Origin of the sequence: Actinoplanes regularis (assembly GCF_900188005.1) — a bacterium.
Classification (GTDB): Bacteria; Actinomycetota; Actinomycetes; order Mycobacteriales; family Micromonosporaceae; genus Actinoplanes; species Actinoplanes regularis.
The window spans coordinates 74,577-91,643 of record NZ_FZNR01000019.1 but is presented as its reverse complement, the minus strand read 5'-3'; the positions used below and the strand labels follow the sequence as shown (position 1 = coordinate 91,643).

The window sequence follows — 17,067 nt, the reverse complement described above, 5'->3', positions numbered from 1 at the left end:
GTCAGCGGCGCAACGCGCGACGGGCCAGCGCGTTACCGGCGAACTGCCCCGCCTGCACGATCAGAATGATGACCGCGACCGTGATGTAGACGACCACCCAGTTGTAACGCTGCGAACCGTGGGTGATCGCGAAGGAGCCCAGCCCGCCGCCGCCGAAGAGCCCCGCCTGGGCCGACATGTCCACCACCGCGACGAAGATGAACGTGTAGCCGAGGATCACCGGGCCGAGCGCCTCGGGGACGACGACGGTCAGCAGGATGCTCAGCGGCCGGGCGCCGGCGGCGCGGGCCGCCTCGACGACGCCCGGGTCGACCGCGATCAGGGTCTGCTCGATGACCCGGCTGACCGCGAACGCCGCCGCGAGCGTCAGGGCGAAGGTGACCGCGTCGGTGCCGATGGTCGTGCCGATCATGGCCTTCATCAGCGGCTGGATCGCCATCAGGAAGATCACGAATGGGATCGGCCGCACCACGTTGACCAGGATGTTGACGCCGACGAACACGGCCCGGTTCGACATCAGGCTGCCCGGGCGGGTCGCGTACAGCACCAGGCCCAGGGCCAGGCCCAGCAGGCCGCCGAGCACCACCGAGATGCCGACCATGTAGAACGTCTGCCAGATCGCCGCACGGAACTCCGGCAGGTTGGTGAGGAACTCGTCCACGTCAGCCCTCCTCCTCGGTCAGGTCGACGCCGTCGGCCCGCAGGGTGGCCAGCGCCGCGTCGATCCCCTCGGCCGGGCCGGTCAGCTCGAAGGTGAGGCTGCCGACCGCCCGCTCCTGCAGCTCGCCGACGCCGCCGAAGATGACGCCCGCGGCCACGCCGTGCTCCAGGAACGTCCTGGCCAGCGCGGTCTGGAAACCGGTGCGGTCCTGGACCCCGACGGTGACGATCCGCCCGCTGTGGGTGCGGCGCAGCCGCGCCACGGTCTCCGGTGACGGCCGGTCGCGCAGGGCGCCACGCACGAAGTCGGCCGCCGCGGTGCTGCGGGGATGGGCGAAGACGTCGTACACCGTGCCGGTCTCCGCGATCCTTCCGCCGTCCATGACCGCGACCCGGCCGGCCACCGCCCGGATCACGTCGAGCTCGTGGGTGATCAGCACGATGGTGACGCCCAGCTCCCGGTTCACCCGGCTGAGCAGGTCGAGGACCTCGGCCGTGGTTTTCGGGTCGAGCGCGCTGGTGGCCTCGTCCGCCAGCAGCAGCGAGGGCTCGGTGGCCAGCGCGCGGGCGATGCCGACCCGCTGCTTCTGCCCGCCGGACAGCTGCTCCGGGTGGTCGTGCGCGCGGTCGAGGAGCCCGACGAAGTCGAGCAGCCGGGCCACCCGCCGGTCCCGCTCCGCCTTCGCGACGCCGGCCACCTTGAGCGGGTAGGCGACGTTGCCGGCGATCGTGCGCGACCGGAACAGGTTGAACTGCTGGAAGATCATGCCGATGTCCTGGCGGACCCCGCGCAGGTCGCGTTCGGACAGGGCGGTGATCTCGTGGTCGCCGACGTGCACCTGGCCGCTGGTCGGCGTCTCCAGGCCGTTGATCAGCCGGATCAGCGTGCTCTTGCCGGCGCCGGAGTGGCCGATGACGCCGAACACCTCGCCCTTGGCGACCTCGAGGCTGACATCGTCGAGGGCGACCACCCGGGGCCCGTTGCGGCCCCGGGTGAACGACTTGGTGACCTGGCTCAGACGTACGTGTGACACGTGCGCGCCGGCTCTACTTGCCCGCGGCCACGGCCTGGTCCTGCACCGTCTTGAGCAGCGACTGCAGCTCGGCCGGCGGCACCGTGCGCAGCACCGCGGCGCCGGCGTTGGCCTCCTGGACGCCCTTCTCCACGGCCGGGTCGTGGTAGAGCTCGGCGAGCTTCAGGTACGTCACGTTGTCCTTGTCAGCGGCCCGGGCGACGAAGATGTTCACGTACGGCGCCGCGCTGGTGCTGGCCGGATCGTCCTTGAACACGACCGCCGTCTGGGGCAGCTTCGCGCTGGTCGCGTAGTTGTTGTTGACGATCGCCGCCGCCACGGAGCCGCTCTGCAGAGCGCCGGCGGTCTGCGACGCGTCCAGCGCCACCACGTCGACCTTCTTGGTCTCGATGTCGGCGGTGCCGGAGAAGGCGCTGCCGCCGTTCTTCAGCGTGATCAGCCCGGCCGACTGCAGGATCAGCAGGCCGCGCGCCTGGTTGATCGCGTCGTTGGGGATGGCGACCTTGGCGTTCGCCGGCAGCTCCGCCGGCGACTTGTACTTCAGCGAGTACAGCGGCAGCGGGTAGACCGCGGTGGCACCGATCGGCTGGAGGTCGTCCTTCGCGGTGACGTTGTAGTCCGCGAGGTACTGGATGTGCTGGAACTGGTTGAGGTCGATCTGGTTCTGCCGCAGCGCCGGGTTGGGCTGGCTGTAGTCGGTGAAGTTGACCAGTGTCACGGTGACGTTCAGCTGCTTCGCGGCGAGGTCGGTGTAGGTCTTCCAGTACGGCTGCGACGCGTCGACGACCCCGATCCGCACGGTCTGGGCCTTGTCGTCGCCACCCTCGTCACCGCCCGTGGTGATCGCGATGGTCACCCCCGCCGCGACGACGACCGCGGCCGCCGCCGCGATCCACGGCCAGCGGCTGCGCTGGCGGGCCGGCAGGCGCGGCTCGTCGGACTGATTCGGATCGGACGGTGTCGGCACAGACATCACATTGCTCCGGAGGGTTACCGGTGGACTCGGAAGATGATCACCTTAACCCACTAATCCGATAGGTAAAATGTGTTCTCCGTCTACCTGGGCGAACCGTCTCAGAACAGAACAAGCGGAGACCCACGTCGCCTTCGGCTTCATAGTTCCAGCTCCCGGTCACCTTTGGTCCCTCTTCACCCTATTTCTCCGGTACGACCGACGGAGCCCCGCGACCAGGCCACAAGCCGAGTCACGTGACGATCCCGCGCGGGACCGCCCCGGGGCTCGGCCGAAAGGCCTGGTCGCGGGGCTCCACCGGTCGTACCGGAAGAAAGGGGTTGAAGTTGGGGTTCGCGGCTTTTCAGCGGCCCGGCGTCAGGCGCAGGTCCAGCTTCGAGAAGGCCGGGTGGACACCGATCGTAGTGCCAGCCGGATAGCGCAGCGTGTGGTCCCGGTCGGTGGAGATGATCACCACACCGATCCGGTGACCGGCGGCGAACACGTGGTCGGTCGTCTGCAGCTCCCACCGGAACGTGTACGCCCGGCCGGCCTGGACCGGTGCGGTCCGCGCCGGTGAGAAGCGGTTACGAACGTCCAGCCAGCCACGGGTCACGATCTCGTACGGCGTGCTGGCCGTCACGTACTCCCGCCGGTTGAAGCAGCCCGGATCGCCCGTGATGCCGGGGCCGACACAGTCCTGCACGGCGAGCGTCCGCACCCCGGCGAACCGTTCGGCCGGACCGTAGTCGACCAGCAGCGCGGTCAGATACGGCGAGTCACCGGCCAGGTCAGCGCGCACGGTGATCCGCGGCGTCCCGGAGACCCGGGTCTCGCGGGTCAGCGGCGCGGAAACGTGGGAGAAGCGGTTCGGATCCGCCGCCGTCTCGTCGGCCGCCAGATCGTCCGCGGTGCGTGCCGGGTTGTCGACGAACGTCTGCCGCGGCCCGTCGCCCAGCCGCAGCGACACCGGCCGGCTGTCCGGAATCGGCCAGGTCCGCGCCGTCTCCCACCGGTTCGGGGCGACCTCGACGTCGGCCATCGGCTCCCGCATGATCCCGGTGTCGATCCGGTACAGCCAGTAGTCGAACCAGCGGTGCAGCGTCGACAGCCACACGTCCCTGCGGATGTTGAACGGGTCGGTGTGCCCCGCCTGGTGCAGCCAGATCTTCCGCGGGACGTGCCGCGCAGCGAGCGCGTCCCACCACTGCCCGGCCTGCAGGGTGCGAACGTTGTCGTCGTGCAGCCCGTGCACCAGCAGGACACTGGCCCGCACCTTGTCCACGTCGCGGGTGTAGTCACGCTCGGCCCAGAACGCGCTGTAGTCACCGGTCTCCCGGTCCTGCTCCCGCTCCAGGTCGTCCATGACACCCGCGCAGACCTCCGGGTTCGCCCTGGTCAGCACGGCCCGGGCCAGCACGTCGGCGTCCTCGCCCTGGTAACCGCCGGGCGCGACCACCCCGCCGTTGCCCCGGTAATAGTCGTACCAGCTGGAGATCCCGGCGATCGGCACGATCGTCTCCAGGCCCCGCACCCCGGTCGAGGCGACCGCGTTCGGCAGCGTGCCGTTGTAGGACACGCCGATCATCCCGGTCCGCCCGGTCGACCAGCCGGCCCGCACCTGCCCGCCGTCCGCGTCGAACGCCTTGGCCCGGCCGTTCAGCCAGTCGACGACCGCCTTCATGCCGAGCGTCTCGTTGCGCCCGCCCGTGGTCGGGCAGCCGTCCGAGCCGCCGGTGCCGAGACTGTCCGCGAAGACCACCGCGTAGCCGCGCGGCACGAAGTAGTTGTCCAGGTAACCCCCGAAGTAGATCTCCGCGGCGCGGTCGGCGGTCACGGCCCGCGCGGCACTCGCGGCGCCACCACGGTCGATGTCGTCATGATTGGGTACGTCGTTGAGCCCGGCGTAGTACGGACTCGCCTGGAAGATCACCGGCACCCGTTCGGTGGTCGCGGGCCGGATGATCCGCACGGCGACGCGGTCGGGCTTGCCGTCGGAGTCGCTGTCGACCCCGGTCTGCACCCAGACCTGCTCCCGGATGGCCTGCGCGTAATCATGAACCGGCTGCGTGCCGGGCGGATCGGTCGACGGCGCGGCGGCAGCCACCGAGGGCGTGAGAAGGACGGCGATGACGGCGATCGATGCGGCGAGTCGCATCGCGCCACCATATCGCCAATCATCAATTGCCGGGGGGCCGGTGCGAGTCCTCGCCCCGGACCCCCTCGTCGCCTCCGCCGGCCCGGAGTCACGCGACCCGGCGCCGGGCTCCCTGCGCGGGACGGCGGGTCAGGTGATGCAGACGCGAGCGCAGCCGCTCCTGCAGCCGGTCGGTCGCCTCCTGCATCGTCTCCCCGACGGCGTGCACGTGGACGCCGAACCCGCTGAGATCGACATGCGCGTCGATACGGTCGCCGTAAGCCGCGCCATCCATCGTCAGCCGGACACGCAGCACCGGGGCCGGCGCATGCCGCAGCGCCACCATCACCTTCTCGCGGGCGTAATCCTCGGCCTCCGGCGTGACCTCGCCGTAGGCGCGCACCTGCGGCTCGAGGACCAGATCAATGACGGTCACGGTCGCCTCCTCGATGTCATCGTCCGTGCTGTCCGACGGGCGTGCCTCCACCATGATCCGCACCCGGGTTCCGCAGTAGGGCCGGTCGACCCTGGCCCGGGTACCTTTCCGCACCGGGAGCACCGGCCGGCGGATCAGGCGGACAGCCGGCGCGCGACGACGGGGATGACGATCGCCGCGGCGATCAGGTGCGTCGCCATCAGCAGCACCTTGGTGGCCGGTGCGGCGTCCGCGATGAGGTCCGGCACCAGCGACAGCACGGTCAGCGCCACGGTGATTCGCACGAAGACCCGGCGCGGATGCCGGGCGAAACGGGCCAGAACCGCGGCGATCACCAGGCCGACCAGCGAAAACACCGCGGTCAGCATCGCGAACCCGGCCACCGGGATGGACTCACCCGAAACGTCGAGGCTGATCCCCGCCGCGCGACCACCGGCCGCGGCGGCGGAGGTGGCCGCGCCGGCCACGGCGATGGCGGCGAGACCGGCGAGGAGCATCCGGCGGATCGGGAAGGCGGCGGTCGGGGCATCGGTACGTACGGCGGTCATCGCAAATCCTCCGGTGCGGCACGGACCGGCCCTGCGCCGGTCTCTCATTAGGACTACGAACGCCCCCGGAAGTAATCGACAGCCGGCGTGGATAGGTATACCTAGACGCCCTGAGCACCGCCTCTAAACCATGCTGACCAGCGAAGATAGGTAAACGCTTCCGATGTGGCCGCTCCCCCGCCGATCGATGATTCATCCATCGACGGCGAACAAGGAGACAAGCCATGATGATGCACCCGGAACTGATGCTGACCCTCGCGAACGACCGCCGGCGCGAGCTGATCGCCGAGGCCGACCGCGAGCGCCTGCTGGCAAGCGTCCTGCGGCTGCGCCGATCGAAGAAGGCCACCGCCGTACGCGGACACCCCACCGGTACCCTGGCGTCGTGCGAACCCTCCGTGGCGGTGCCAGCCCGGTGATGATCGGGCGGGAGAGCGAGCTGCGCCGGTTGGCACGGCTCGCCTCGGCGCGTGAGCCGGCCGTCGCGATCATCGCCGGCGAACCGGGCATCGGGAAGACCCGGCTGGTGCAGGAGCTGCTGGCGACCGTGCCGCCGGAGACCGTGGTCCTGATCGGTCAGGCGGAGCCCGGCTCGCTGTCCCGGCCGTACGAGGTTCTCCTGGACGCGCTCGACGGCCGCCCGGAGGTCGACGAGGAGCAGTTGGCCGCCCTCGCCGACCCCCGGCGCAGCCCGGTCGAGCGGCTGCACACCGGCCTGGCCGTGCTGGCCGAGCTGATCGGCGACGCCCCCGCGGTCATCCTCTTCGAGGACCTGCACTGGGCAGACTCGGAGAGCGCCGCGCTCTTCGAGCGGATCGCCGACCAGCACGGGCCGCGGCTGCTGCTCGGGACGTACCGGCCGGACGAGGTGACCCGCCGGCAGCCGGTGGCCGGGCTGCTGGCCCGGCTGGAGCGCCGGCACACCGTCACCCACGTGCGGCTCAATCGGCTGACCCCCGTGCAGACCGCGGCGCTGCTGACGGCCGCGACCGGCGCCCCGGCGCCGCTGCGCGCCGCGACGGCGCTCCACCTTCGTACCGGCGGAAATCCGTTCTTTCTGGAAGAACTACTACGTGCCCTTCCCGGGTACGACGTGGAAGCGCTCGTCGAGCAGCCCCTGCCCTGGAGCCTCGCCGACGTGCTGCGCCGCCAGGTCGACGATCTGGATCCGGTCAGCCACCGGATCGTCGAGGCGGCCACCGTGCTCGGCCACCGGATCCCGTTCGACCTGCTCGCCAACGTGACCGGCACCGGCGAGGACGAGCTGATCACGGTGCTGCGCGACCTGGTCACCCGCGGCGTCCTGGTCGAGTCCGGTGAGGACGAGTTCGCGTTCCGGCACGCGCTGGTCCGGGAGGCGATCGGCGGCCGGCTGCTCGGCCGGCAGCGCCGGCGGCTGCACGAGGCGGCGCTCGACGTGCTGCTGAACAGTGGCGCCTCCGACCCGGCCATGGTGGCGCATCACGCCTGCGGCGCCGGCCGCTACGACGACATGATCGCCGCCGCCCGCCACGGCGCCGCCCTCTACCTCTCCATCGGCTCCGCCTACCAGGCGCTGCAACTGGCGGAGATGGGGCTCGACGAGGTCCCCGACGACCCCGGTCTGCTCTCCTGCGCCGCCCGGGCGGCCTGGCTGGCCGGGCTGCTCGACGACGCGCTGCGGCACGGCCGGCGCTGGCGGGACCTCGCCGGCACCACGACCGATCGGGCCGAATCGCTGTACCTGCTGGTCCGCATCGCGTGGGAGTCCCGTGACACCGGCGAGATGCGCGCCCTGACCCAGGACATCGAGACCCTGATCGCTCAGCTCCCGCCCGGCGCCGATCAGGCCCGGGCGATGACCGCGATCGCGCAGTCGTCCTACCTGCGCGATGAGCTCGACGCCGCGCTGCTCTGGTCCGATCACGCCCTGGCGCTGGCCGACGAGTTCGACCTGCCGGCCGTCCGCCTGGCCGCCCTGGTCGAGAAGGGCTCGACGCTCGCCGAGCGCCCGCGGACCGCGGCCGAGGGCCGCAAGATCCTCTCCAGCCTGGTCGACGAGGCGGAGAACGCGGGCGAGTGGGTGCTGGCCGCCCGCGCCCTCAACGTCCTCGTCCACGGCGAGCCGCCCACCTCCCCGGTCGAGCACGCCGAGATCCTGGAACGGATGCGGGTCGACGCGGAGCGGGCCGGCTTCGAGTCGCTCGCCGTCGGTACGTACTTCCAGGGCCGGGCCCGGCTCGCCCAGCGGGCCGGTGACCTGCACGCCGCGATCGCGGCGCTGGAGGAGGGCCGCGAGCAGAACCGCGGCTATCAGCGCAGCGGCCGCTGGGCCGACTACCACGGCGTCTTCCTCGCCGGCCTCTACCTGGAGGCGGGCGAGCTGGGCCGGGTCGAGCAGCTCATCACCGACCTGACACCGCTACCGAGCAACCTGCCCATCACGATCCCCGGCCTGACGTTCCACCTCGCCTGCCGCCTCGGCGACCTCCCGCGCGCCGAAGCGGCCCTGGACGACGTCATCGCGGTCGTACGGGAACAGACGTGGCGCAGCGGTGAGCACGCCCACGACCTGATCTCCGCCGCGATCGAGCTCGGCCTGCCGGCGGACCGGCTCGACCTGATGGGCGCCGAACTGCTCGACGCCAACGTCTGGGACGCCCACCGGACCCTCATCGACGCCCAGCTCGCGGAGGCGCACGGCCGGCACGCCGAGGCGCTGGCCGGCTACCTGTCCATCACCGACGCCCACATCCTCGGCCCGGAGACCCGCGGCACCGTACGCGTGCACGCCGCCCGCTGCCTGCTCGCGGCCGACCGGCGGGTAGAGGCCACCGAGCAACTGGCGGCGGCCGCGACCCTGCTCGCCGGCTGGGGTGGCTGGCGGGTCACCGAACTCGACCAGGTCCGCGCCCGGCTGGGGATCACGCCCGTCGACGCGGCGCCCGCGATCAGCGGCCCGGCCGCCCTGACGCCCCGGGAGCGGGAGGTGGCGGTGCTGATCAGTGACGGGCTGACCAACACGGAGCTGGCCCGGCGCCTCTACATCTCCCCGAAGACGGCCGCCGTCCACGTCTCGAACATCCTGCGCAAACTGGGCGTCTCCTCCCGGACCGAGGTACGCGACCTGGTCGCACGCCGCTGACCGGCTCACTGGGGGCTGGGCTGCGGTCTGGCCTTCTGGGGGTGGATCGTCTCGTGGCGGGCCAGCATCGCGACGAACTCGCCGATCTTCCGCTCGCGGGTCTCGGCCCGTTTGACGGCGTTGACGCGGTAGATCAACGCGAAGCGGTTGCTCTTGGTGAGGACGGCGAACATGGCCTGGGCGGCCGGTTCGGCGGCGATCGCGGCCTTGAGATCGTCGGGCACCTCGGCTTCCGAGGGCGGCGCGTAGGCGGCTGCCCACCGCCCGTCCGCCTTCGCGGCCTCCACGGCGGCGCGGCCCGCGGGCAGCATCCGCCCCTGCTCCTCCAGCCTGGCGACATGTTCGACATTGCGCCGCGACCAGGAACTGCGAGACCGGCGCGGGGTGAACCGGATCCACGACGTCTCCGCATCGCCCTTGCGGGCCTGTCCGTCGATCCAACCGGCACACAAGGCTTCGTCGACCGCCTGCTGCCAGGTCAGTGTGGTGACGGTGCCACCCTTCCTGGTCAGGGCGAGCCACACCCCGGCCGAGGTGGTGTGGTGATCCAGCAACCACGCGCGCAGCGCCTCGGCGTCTGCGACGATCAGCTCCTCCAGCTCAGCGTTCGCCATAGAGGGCAGGCTAGCCCCCGGACACCTCGCGGCGCCGACCCGACCGACGATGATCAGGTGACGGGCACCGAGACCTGCGTACTGGCCGGCTTCCGCTGGAGCACCGCCGGAAAGGACTGGACCACGGCGGCCCCGCCCGGCACGATTCACGGCTTCGAGTTTCTGGGCTTCGACAGCGGCCGCCGCCACAGCTGGCTCTGCTACGCGCGGTGCGGCGAAGCGAGTCGCGGACATGGCCAACAGCGACGACGGCACCCCCGTGGACATCACCTGGTTTCCCGCACTCAGCACCGGGCGCGACGTCCGCCCGCCGAGCGCCGACTAGGGTATGCCGACTCGGATGGTGGAGGCTGGAGTGGATCTGGGGTTGGTCGGTCAGGCCGTGGGGATGTTCGCGGTGACGAACATCGACGACATCCTGATCCTGGCGTTGTTCTTCGGTCAGGCCGCCGGCGCGGGCCGACTCGGCGTGCTGCGTGTCGTACTCGGACAGTATCTGGGCTTTCTGGCGATCCTGGTCGCCTCGATCGCCGGGGCGTTCGGCGCCGGGCTGCTGCCGGATCAGGCCATCCCGTACCTGGGACTGGTTCCGCTCTTCCTGGGTCTGCGGGCGGCCTGGCGGGTATGGCGCGGCCGCCGCGACGGTGAGGACGACACCGCGGAACCCGCCGCGGCCGGTGGGCCCGGCATCCTGCAGGTCGCGGCGGTGACGCTGGCCAACGGTGGCGACAACATCGGCGTGTACGTGCCGGTCTTCGCCGTGGCCGGGGCCGGCGGCATGGTCGTCTACGTGTCGGTGTTCCTGATCGGGGTCGCGGTGTGGTGTGCCGCGGGGCGGTTCTTCGCCACCCGGCCGGTGATCGCCGAGGCGTTGTCGAGGTGGGGTCACATCCTGCTGCCGATCGTGCTCATCGGCATCGGCCTGCTGATCCTCGTCGAGGGTGGCGCGTTCGGCCTGTGATCCGCCAGGCGCGCCCGCCGGCCGGTGCCGGCGGGCGCGTCCCGTGCCTCAGCTCGGCAGGGTCACCTGCTGCGGGGCGGACCGCTGGGTGGTCGTGCCGTCGCCCAACTCGCCGGCGGCGTTGTTGCCCCAGCACCACAGGCCGCCGTCGGTGCGCAGGACGCAGTTGTGGTAGCCGGTCGCGGCGTTGCTCGTCCAGGTGGTGGCGCTGCCGACCCGGGTCGGGGTGGACCGGTGGGTGGTGGTGCCGTCGCCCACCTGTCCGGCGGTGTTGTTGCCCCAGCACCAGAGGCTTCCGTCGGAGCGGGTCCCGCAGGCGGTGTCGAAGCCCGCGCTGACGCCGGTCCAGGTGGCCGTGCTGCCGACCTGGATCGGTGCGGTCTGGTACGTGCCGGCGACACCGAGCTGTCCGTACCCGTTGTCGCCCCAGCACCACAGGGTGCCGTCGGTGCGGACCGCGCAGGTGAAGGTGTAGCCGGCCGTCACGGCGGCCCAGGTCGTCGCGGTGCCGACCCGGGCGGGGGTCGTCTGGTAGCTCAGGATGCCGAGGCCGAGCTGGCCGGCCGTGCTGTCGCCCCAGCACCACAGGGTGCCGTCGGTGCGGGTCGCGCAGGTGTGCGCGAAGCCGGTCGCGACGCTCGCCCAGTTGGTCGCCGTGCCGACCTGCAGCGGGCTGGTGGCGGTGTAGACGACGGCGCCGTCACCCAGCTGCCCCAGGCGGTTGAAACCCCAGCACCAGAGCGTTCCGTCGGTACGGACCGCGCAGGTGTGCGCGTCGCCGGCGCTGACGACGACCCAGGTGGTTCCGGTTCCGACCCGGACCGGAGCGCTGCGGTTGGTGGTGGTGCCGTCGCCGAGCTGACCCCGGTTGTTGCTGCCCCAGCACCACAGTGTCCCGTCCGTACGGACGGCGCAGGTGTGGCTGGTCCCGGCGTCGATGGTGGTCCAGGTGGTGGCATCTCCGACCCGGGTGGGGATGGTCCGGTTCGTGGTGGTGCCGTCACCGACCTGGCCCCGGCCGTTGCTACCCCAGCACCACAGCGCCCCGCCGGAACGGATCGCGCAGGTGTGCGCGTAGCCCGCTGCCACGGTCGGGGCTGGTGGAGCGGCGCTCGCGGACGCGGGTCCGACGCCGGCCACGGTGATCCCGGCGGACATCAGGGCGGCGGCGAGAACGGTTCCCGCCGACCGCCACCATCGGGCCATTTTCATTTGCTGATTCCTCTCGGACGACGTCAATGCCGGGAAAGTGGTACGGCGTTTCCCCGAGAGGTCATCGGCGACCAAGGGGGCGATGAGGGTGCGGTCCGGGGGCGCCGGACGTCGCCCGAAGATTACGGGAGCGCTCCCACGGATTCAAGAAGGTCACTTTACAAGCCGCGGAAACTATCGTCGTCCGGGTGAGGGAACCCACCGCCCGCCCGGTGATCGTCGACTGCGACCCGGGACACGACGACGCACTGGCCCTACTGCTCGCCGCGGGTGACCCCCGGCTGCGCCTGCTCGGCGTCACCACCGTCGCCGGCAACCAGACCCTCGAGAAGACGACGCGCAACGCCCTGCGGATCCTCGCCCTGGCCGGCATCACCGGCGTTCCGGTCGCGGCCGGCTGCGACCGGCCACTGCTCGGCGACCTCACCGTCGCCGAGGACATCCACGGCCTGTCCGGGCTCGACGGACCGGACCTCGACGTGCCGGTTCCCGAGGTCTCCGGCGTGCACGCGGTCGAGTTGACGCGACGGCTGATCACCGGCTCCGCCGAGCCGGTCACCCTGATCGCCACCGGGCCGCTGACCAACGTCGCCCTGCTCCTGCGCGGGCATCCCGAGGTCACGTCGCAGGTGCGCCGCATCGTCTTCATGGGTGGCTCGACCGAGCGGGGCAACACGACGCCGTACGGCGAGTTCAACATCGTCACCGACCCGGAGGCGGCCGACATCGTGCTGCGCTCCGGGCTGCCGATCACGATGATCGGGTTGAACGTCACGCACCGGGCCCTGGCGACCACGGAGATCATCGCCGAGTTCCACGCGATGGGCACCCGGCTGGGCGGCATCTGCGCGGAGCTGATGACGTACTTCGCGAGCACGTACCACCGGGTGTTCGGCTTCGAGCATCCGCCGGTGCACGATCCGGTCGCGGTGGCACGGGTCATCGATCCGTCGATCGTCCGGACGGTGGCGGCCCCGGTCGCCGTGGAGTTGAGCGGGGCCCTCACCCGCGGCGCGACCGTTGTGGATCTCCATCGCCGTACCGCGCGGAGCCCGAACGCGGACGTCGCGGTGGACCTGGACGTCGACGCCTTCTGGCGCTTGCTCATGACAGCGGTACGGAATGCCGATGGAGCGTCGGGCCGACCGAGCCCACGATGAAACATTGCAGTTGCATCGTAAAAGCGCTACGCTTTTGCCATACAGTTGCATTGTGATGCCCCCGGACAGGACGACCATGAGCGAGACGAGTACACCCGCCCGCAGCAGCGCCGGCACCCTGCTCCAGCGGGCGGCCGAGATGGAGCGGGCCACCTGGCGCAGCATGTACCTCTGGCTGCGGGGCCGGCACCGCGTATCGACGCCGGGCCACGAACCGTTCGGATACGTCGGCGTGATCAAGCCGATCCTGATGGTTTTCATCGTCCTGTCCGCGATCGAGGTCCCGGTCTTCGACCTGATCGTCACCAACGTGGTGCCGTGGCGGCCGGCCCGCTGGATCGTGCTGGTGCTCGGCGTCTGGGGCCTGCTCTGGATGCTCGGCTTCCTGGCCACCATGACCATCCACCCGCACGTCGTCGGCGCCGGCGGCATCCGGGTGCGCCACGGCGCGTCCGTCGACTTCACCGTGGCGTGGGACGACGTCGAATCCGTCCGCAAGTGCTACCGCTCGCTGCCCACCAACAGGTCCGTGCAGTTCGAGCAGGACGGCGAGCGCCGGGTGCTGAACGTCGGGGTCGGCAAGCAGACCAGCATCGACGTACGGCTGCGCCGCCCGATGACGTTCCCGCTGCCGAACGGTTCGGGCGAGCCCGTCGACGAGATCCGGCTGTACGCGGACGACGCGGACGGCTTCCCGCGCGGCCCGGAAGCCGTCACAGCGGCCTGAATGACACCATCTGTGCCATGCCGAAGAAGGTCGACCATCTGCAACGCCGGACGCTGATCGCCGACGCCCTGATGCGCGTCGCCGCGGAGCGCGGGCTGGAGGCGGTCAGTCTGCGGCACGTGGCGGCGGAGGCCGGCGTCTCGGCGGGCATGGTGCAGCACTACTTCGCCACCAAGGACGAGATGATGGCGTTCGCGATGGCCGTCGTGCGCGACCGTGGCGAGGTCCGGGTCACCGCGGCGGTCACCCGGCTGGGCGCCGAGCCGCCGCCGCGGCTGCTGATCCGTACGTTCATCGCCGCCCTGCTGCCGCTCGACGAGCAGAGCGGCGACACCGCCAAGGTGGCGCTGGCCTTCCTCGCCTACGCCGCGGTACGCCCGGCGGCCGCCGCCGCGCTGCGCGACGACACCGCCCAGCTGCGGTCGTTCGTCGCCTCCCTGCTCCCCGGCCCCGGCGCCGACGAGGCCGCGGGCGGTCTGCTCGCGCTCATGGAAGGACTGGGCCTCTACCTGGTCAGCGGGCAGTACACCGCGGAGCAGGCGCTGGCCGTACTGGATGCCCACCTCGACCGGCTTTTCCCCGGCTGAGCCGGCACATGTTGCCCGATTCGCAGTGATCGGTCGCCCCTGACGGGAAGACTGGAATCATGCGCGTAGTAGTGGACCTGACCAGATGTCAGGGGTATGCGCAGTGCGCGTTCCTGGCCCCCGAGGTCTTCAGGATGGTCGGCGACGAGGCACTGCTGTTCGACCCGGTCCCCTCCGACGAGCAGCGGGTGAAGGTGCTGCGCGCGGCGGCCGCCTGCCCGGTGCAGGCGCTCCGGGTCGACCTGGCCGACGACGTGCCCGTGCCGCCGATCGAACCGGCGCGGACCAGCGGGGGCGATCGGGCACGCGGCGAAGGCCGCATCGTCGTCGTCGGCGCCTCACTGGCCGGGCTCACGGCCGCCGAGACGCTCCGCGAAGAGGGCTTCACCGGCTCACTGACCATGATCGGTGACGAGCCGGCGGAGCCCTACGATCGGCCGCCGCTGTCCAAGCAGGTGCAGACCGGCTGGGCGTCCTCGACCGACACCACGCTGCCCCGCCGTCGTGACATCGACGCCGACTGGCGGCTCGGCGTCGCCGCCACCGCGCTCGACCTGAAACACAACACAGTGAGCCTCTCCGACGGCACGGACGTCGCGTTCGACCGCCTGCTCGTCGCCACCGGCGTACGGGCCCGCCCCTGGCCGGTGGCGGCCGAGGCCGATCTGGACGGGGTGTTCACGGTCCGTACCCGGGCCGATGCCGCCGTACTGCGCGAGCGCCTGAACGCCGGCCCGCGCCGGGTATTGATCATCGGTGCCGGATTCACCGGCTCCGAGCTGGCGTCGGTCTGCGCCGAACTGGGCGTCCCGGTGACGGTGGCCGAAGCCGGGCCCAGCCCTCTGATCGGCGCGCTGGGCGGCGTGATCGGCCGGATCTCGGCGGAGATCATGCGCGAGCACGGTGTCGACCTGCGCACCAGCACGAGAGTCGCCTCGTTGCAGGGCGAGCAGGGGCGACTGCGCCGCGCGCTGCTGTCGGACGGAACGACCATCGACGTCGACGTGGCCGTGGTCGCGCTGGGCGGGATCCGCAACGTCGAATGGCTGGAGGGCTCCGGCCTCGCGGTCGGGATGTGGGGGCTGGCCTGCGACGCCGGATGCCGCGCCTTCGACGCTTCGGGCCTGGTCACCGAGGACGTGTTCGTGGCCGGCGATGTGGCCCGGCAACCACAGCCGGTGTTCGGCTACCAGTTCCTGGCGATGGAGCACTGGGGCAACGCGGTGACCCAGGCCCGGGTCGCCGCCCACAACATGATCAGCGACAAGACCGATCGCTGGCCGCACCTCGAGATCCCGGTCTTCTGGTCCGTGCAGTTCGGCAACAACATCAAGTCGGTGGGGGTGCCGCCGATCGCCGACCAGATCGCCGTCACCCAGGGCTCCGTGCAGAACCGGCGGTTCGTCGCGGCATACGGCTACAAGGGCCGGCTCGTCGGTGCGGTGAGCTGGAACCACGGCAGATGGCTCGACCATTACCACCGGTTGATCGAACAGGCGGCGCCGTTCCCCCTGCCGTACGACGTGACCGACCCGCCGGTCGACGGCTCGCCGGTCCCGGCCGAGTTCCCCGAGCGGGTGTTGCCCGCGCGCGACGCGACCGTCGTCGTCACCGGCCACGATCCCAGCGAGCGCCAGGCCACTCTGATCCACTCCTCCCCGGCGGCATCGGGGAGCCGGTCATGACCGCGGCCAGCCCGTTCGAGCAGATCGTCGACTACGCCAACCGGGCCGACCCGTGGCCGCTGTACGAGAAGCTGCGCGCCCAGCCGGTGTGGCAGGAGGCCGACGGAACGTTCGTGGTCGGTGGTTTCCGCGAGATCGACGCACTGCTGCACGACCCCCGGATCAGCTCCGACCCATCCAACCTGCTGCCGGAGTACGCCGACAAGGCCCCGCCCCCGGACGCGCCCGGCGAACTGCCGAACGCCCTGATCCGCACCGATCCGCCCCGGCACGACACGCTGCGCCGCATCACGATGCGCCAGTTCGGCCCGCCGCACCGGCCCGACCTGATCGACGAGCTCACGCCCACCCTCGAAGCCATCGTCACCAGGCTCGTCGACGGCCTGGCCGGCAAGGACGACGCCGACATCGTCGACACCATCGCGTACCCGTTCCCGGTCGAGGTGATCACCGAACTACTGGGGGTGCCGCCCGAGGACGCGCCGCGCTTCCAGGCGTGGGTCGAGCCGATCGTGAACGCGTTCGGCGATCCGACGCCCGAGCGCTGGCGGGCACGGACCGACGCGTTCAAACAGCTCGCCGCGTATATGTTCGACCTGGCCCAGCAACGGCGCGGCGACCCGGGCCCGGACATGATCTCCGGCTTGGTCACCGACGACGGCCCCGAGGGGCGTCTGGAGGGCGGTGACCTGTTCGCCACACTGGTGCTGTTGCTGATCGCGGGGCACGAGACCACGGTCAATCTGATCGCCAACGGCTGGCTCACCCTGCTGCGCCATCCGGAGGCGTTGCGGCGGCTGCGGACCGAGCCCGACTTCAGCATCCGGCTGGTCGAGGAATTGCTGCGGTACGAGCCGTCGGTGCACTTCCTGCCGAACCGCAGCGCGGTAGCCGACATCGAGCTCGGCGGCACGACGATCAAAAAGGGACACCCGCTGGTGCTGGTCCTCGCCTCGGGCAACCGCGACCCGGAATTCATCCCGCACCCCGACCGGTTCGACCCCGACCGCACCGGCAACATGCACCTGGCGTTCGGCAGCGGGATCCACTACTGCGTCGGCGCCCCGCTGGCCCGGCTGGAGGCGCAGCTCGCGCTGACGCAGCTGGCCAAACGACTACGGGACCCGCGCCTGATCGCCGACCCGCCGCCGTACCGGATCAGCCCGATCCTGCGCGGTCCCACCCACCTACCGGTCGCGTTCAGCGGGGTCCATCCGGCGTAAGCGGCTC

Annotated in this window: 16 protein-coding genes; 8 read left to right on the top strand and 8 right to left on the bottom strand. The window is 71.1% G+C overall.

Annotated elements, in window-relative coordinates:
- Nucleotide 1: 1 nt before the first annotated feature.
- From CHC09_RS34670 to CHC09_RS34645, 6 genes are all read right to left on the bottom strand, one after another.
- Nucleotides 2–661: a methionine ABC transporter permease gene (locus CHC09_RS34670; RefSeq protein ID WP_089297485.1), complete on the bottom strand. Its 660-nt coding sequence runs from the start codon at nucleotides 659–661 to the stop codon at nucleotides 2–4.
- Nucleotide 662: 1 nt separating this feature from the next.
- Nucleotides 663–1,694 (bottom strand): methionine ABC transporter ATP-binding protein, encoded by a 1,032-nt coding sequence (locus CHC09_RS34665; protein WP_089297484.1) that lies wholly within the window; start codon nucleotides 1,692–1,694, stop codon nucleotides 663–665.
- Nucleotides 1,695–1,707: 13 nt separating this feature from the next.
- Nucleotides 1,708–2,667, bottom strand: coding sequence for a MetQ/NlpA family ABC transporter substrate-binding protein (locus CHC09_RS34660; protein ID WP_089297483.1), 960 nt, complete (start codon nucleotides 2,665–2,667; stop codon nucleotides 1,708–1,710).
- A gap of 343 nt (nucleotides 2,668–3,010) precedes the next feature.
- On the bottom strand, nucleotides 3,011–4,804 hold the full coding sequence (locus CHC09_RS34655; protein WP_089297482.1) for a Xaa-Pro dipeptidyl-peptidase: 1,794 nt from the start codon (nucleotides 4,802–4,804) through the stop codon (nucleotides 3,011–3,013).
- A gap of 88 nt (nucleotides 4,805–4,892) precedes the next feature.
- Nucleotides 4,893–5,282: an HPF/RaiA family ribosome-associated protein gene (locus CHC09_RS34650; RefSeq protein ID WP_143232774.1), complete on the bottom strand. Its 390-nt coding sequence runs from the start codon at nucleotides 5,280–5,282 to the stop codon at nucleotides 4,893–4,895.
- Between the two features lie 71 nt (nucleotides 5,283–5,353).
- The gene (locus CHC09_RS34645; RefSeq protein WP_089297480.1) at nucleotides 5,354–5,767 is read right to left on the bottom strand and encodes a DUF6069 family protein; all 414 of its coding nucleotides are present in this window, start codon (nucleotides 5,765–5,767) and stop codon (nucleotides 5,354–5,356) included.
- Nucleotides 5,768–5,991: 224 nt separating this feature from the next.
- Between CHC09_RS34645 and CHC09_RS34640 the strand changes: the two genes are divergently transcribed.
- Nucleotides 5,992–6,186 (top strand): hypothetical protein, encoded by a 195-nt coding sequence (locus CHC09_RS34640; RefSeq protein WP_089297479.1) that lies wholly within the window; start codon nucleotides 5,992–5,994, stop codon nucleotides 6,184–6,186.
- The gene (locus CHC09_RS34635; protein ID WP_239138699.1) at nucleotides 6,153–8,891 is read left to right on the top strand and encodes an ATP-binding protein; all 2,739 of its coding nucleotides are present in this window, start codon (nucleotides 6,153–6,155) and stop codon (nucleotides 8,889–8,891) included. Before CHC09_RS34640 ends, CHC09_RS34635 begins: the two co-directional genes overlap by 34 nt.
- A 5-nt stretch (nucleotides 8,892–8,896) precedes the next feature.
- On the opposite strand, the gene CHC09_RS34630 is transcribed toward CHC09_RS34635, so the two are convergent.
- Nucleotides 8,897–9,505 carry a YdeI/OmpD-associated family protein gene (locus CHC09_RS34630; protein ID WP_089297477.1) on the bottom strand — a complete coding sequence of 203 codons (609 nt, stop codon included), beginning with the start codon at nucleotides 9,503–9,505 and terminating at the stop codon, nucleotides 8,897–8,899.
- 355 nt (nucleotides 9,506–9,860) lie between these two features.
- Here CHC09_RS34630 and CHC09_RS34625 point away from each other — a divergent pair, with 355 nt between their 5' ends.
- Entirely contained in the window at nucleotides 9,861–10,466 is a 606-nt protein-coding gene (locus tag CHC09_RS34625; RefSeq protein ID WP_089297476.1) for a cadmium resistance transporter, read from the top strand.
- Between the two features lie 48 nt (nucleotides 10,467–10,514).
- Here the strand turns inward: CHC09_RS34625 and CHC09_RS34620 are convergent, their stop codons facing one another.
- The gene (locus CHC09_RS34620; RefSeq protein WP_089297475.1) at nucleotides 10,515–11,678 is read right to left on the bottom strand and encodes an RCC1 domain-containing protein; all 1,164 of its coding nucleotides are present in this window, start codon (nucleotides 11,676–11,678) and stop codon (nucleotides 10,515–10,517) included.
- 188 nt (nucleotides 11,679–11,866) lie between these two features.
- On the opposite strand from CHC09_RS34620, the gene CHC09_RS34615 reads away from it, so the two are divergent.
- The 5 genes from CHC09_RS34615 to CHC09_RS34595 all read left to right on the top strand — a co-directional run bounded on the left by CHC09_RS34615 (nucleotide 11,867) and on the right by CHC09_RS34595 (nucleotide 17,060).
- Complete coding sequence (locus CHC09_RS34615) at nucleotides 11,867–12,838, top strand: nucleoside hydrolase (RefSeq protein ID WP_239138700.1); 972 nt, start codon at nucleotides 11,867–11,869, stop codon at nucleotides 12,836–12,838.
- 76 nt (nucleotides 12,839–12,914) lie between these two features.
- Entirely contained in the window at nucleotides 12,915–13,565 is a 651-nt protein-coding gene (locus CHC09_RS34610) for a hypothetical protein (protein WP_089297474.1), read from the top strand.
- 17 nt (nucleotides 13,566–13,582) lie between these two features.
- Nucleotides 13,583–14,152, top strand: coding sequence for a TetR/AcrR family transcriptional regulator (locus CHC09_RS34605; protein ID WP_089297473.1), 570 nt, complete (start codon nucleotides 13,583–13,585; stop codon nucleotides 14,150–14,152).
- Nucleotides 14,153–14,211: 59 nt separating this feature from the next.
- Nucleotides 14,212–15,837: an FAD-dependent oxidoreductase gene (locus tag CHC09_RS34600; protein WP_089297472.1), complete on the top strand. Its 1,626-nt coding sequence runs from the start codon at nucleotides 14,212–14,214 to the stop codon at nucleotides 15,835–15,837.
- On the top strand, nucleotides 15,834–17,060 hold the full coding sequence (locus tag CHC09_RS34595) for a cytochrome P450 (protein ID WP_089297471.1): 1,227 nt from the start codon (nucleotides 15,834–15,836) through the stop codon (nucleotides 17,058–17,060). The genes CHC09_RS34600 and CHC09_RS34595 overlap by 4 nt, the downstream gene beginning before the upstream one ends.
- Nucleotides 17,061–17,067 lie beyond the last annotated feature (7 nt).

Excerpts from the sequence above, each read along its gene's own strand:
- CHC09_RS34660 (WP_089297483.1), bottom strand. The coding sequence starts at position 2,667 with ATGTCTGTGCCGACACCGTCCGATCCGAATCAGTCCGACGAGCCGCGC.
- CHC09_RS34655 (WP_089297482.1), bottom strand. The coding sequence starts at position 4,804 with ATGCGACTCGCCGCATCGATCGCCGTCATCGCCGTCCTTCTCACGCCC.
- CHC09_RS34645 (WP_089297480.1), bottom strand. The coding sequence starts at position 5,767 with ATGACCGCCGTACGTACCGATGCCCCGACCGCCGCCTTCCCGATCCGC.
- CHC09_RS34640 (WP_089297479.1), top strand. The coding sequence starts at position 5,992 with ATGATGATGCACCCGGAACTGATGCTGACCCTCGCGAACGACCGCCGG.
- CHC09_RS34630 (WP_089297477.1), bottom strand. The coding sequence starts at position 9,505 with ATGGCGAACGCTGAGCTGGAGGAGCTGATCGTCGCAGACGCCGAGGCG.
- CHC09_RS34620 (WP_089297475.1), bottom strand. The coding sequence starts at position 11,678 with ATGAAAATGGCCCGATGGTGGCGGTCGGCGGGAACCGTTCTCGCCGCC.
- CHC09_RS34610 (WP_089297474.1), top strand. The coding sequence starts at position 12,915 with ATGAGCGAGACGAGTACACCCGCCCGCAGCAGCGCCGGCACCCTGCTC.
- CHC09_RS34605 (WP_089297473.1), top strand. The coding sequence starts at position 13,583 with ATGCCGAAGAAGGTCGACCATCTGCAACGCCGGACGCTGATCGCCGAC.
- CHC09_RS34600 (WP_089297472.1), top strand. The coding sequence starts at position 14,212 with ATGCGCGTAGTAGTGGACCTGACCAGATGTCAGGGGTATGCGCAGTGC.
- CHC09_RS34595 (WP_089297471.1), top strand. The coding sequence starts at position 15,834 with ATGACCGCGGCCAGCCCGTTCGAGCAGATCGTCGACTACGCCAACCGG.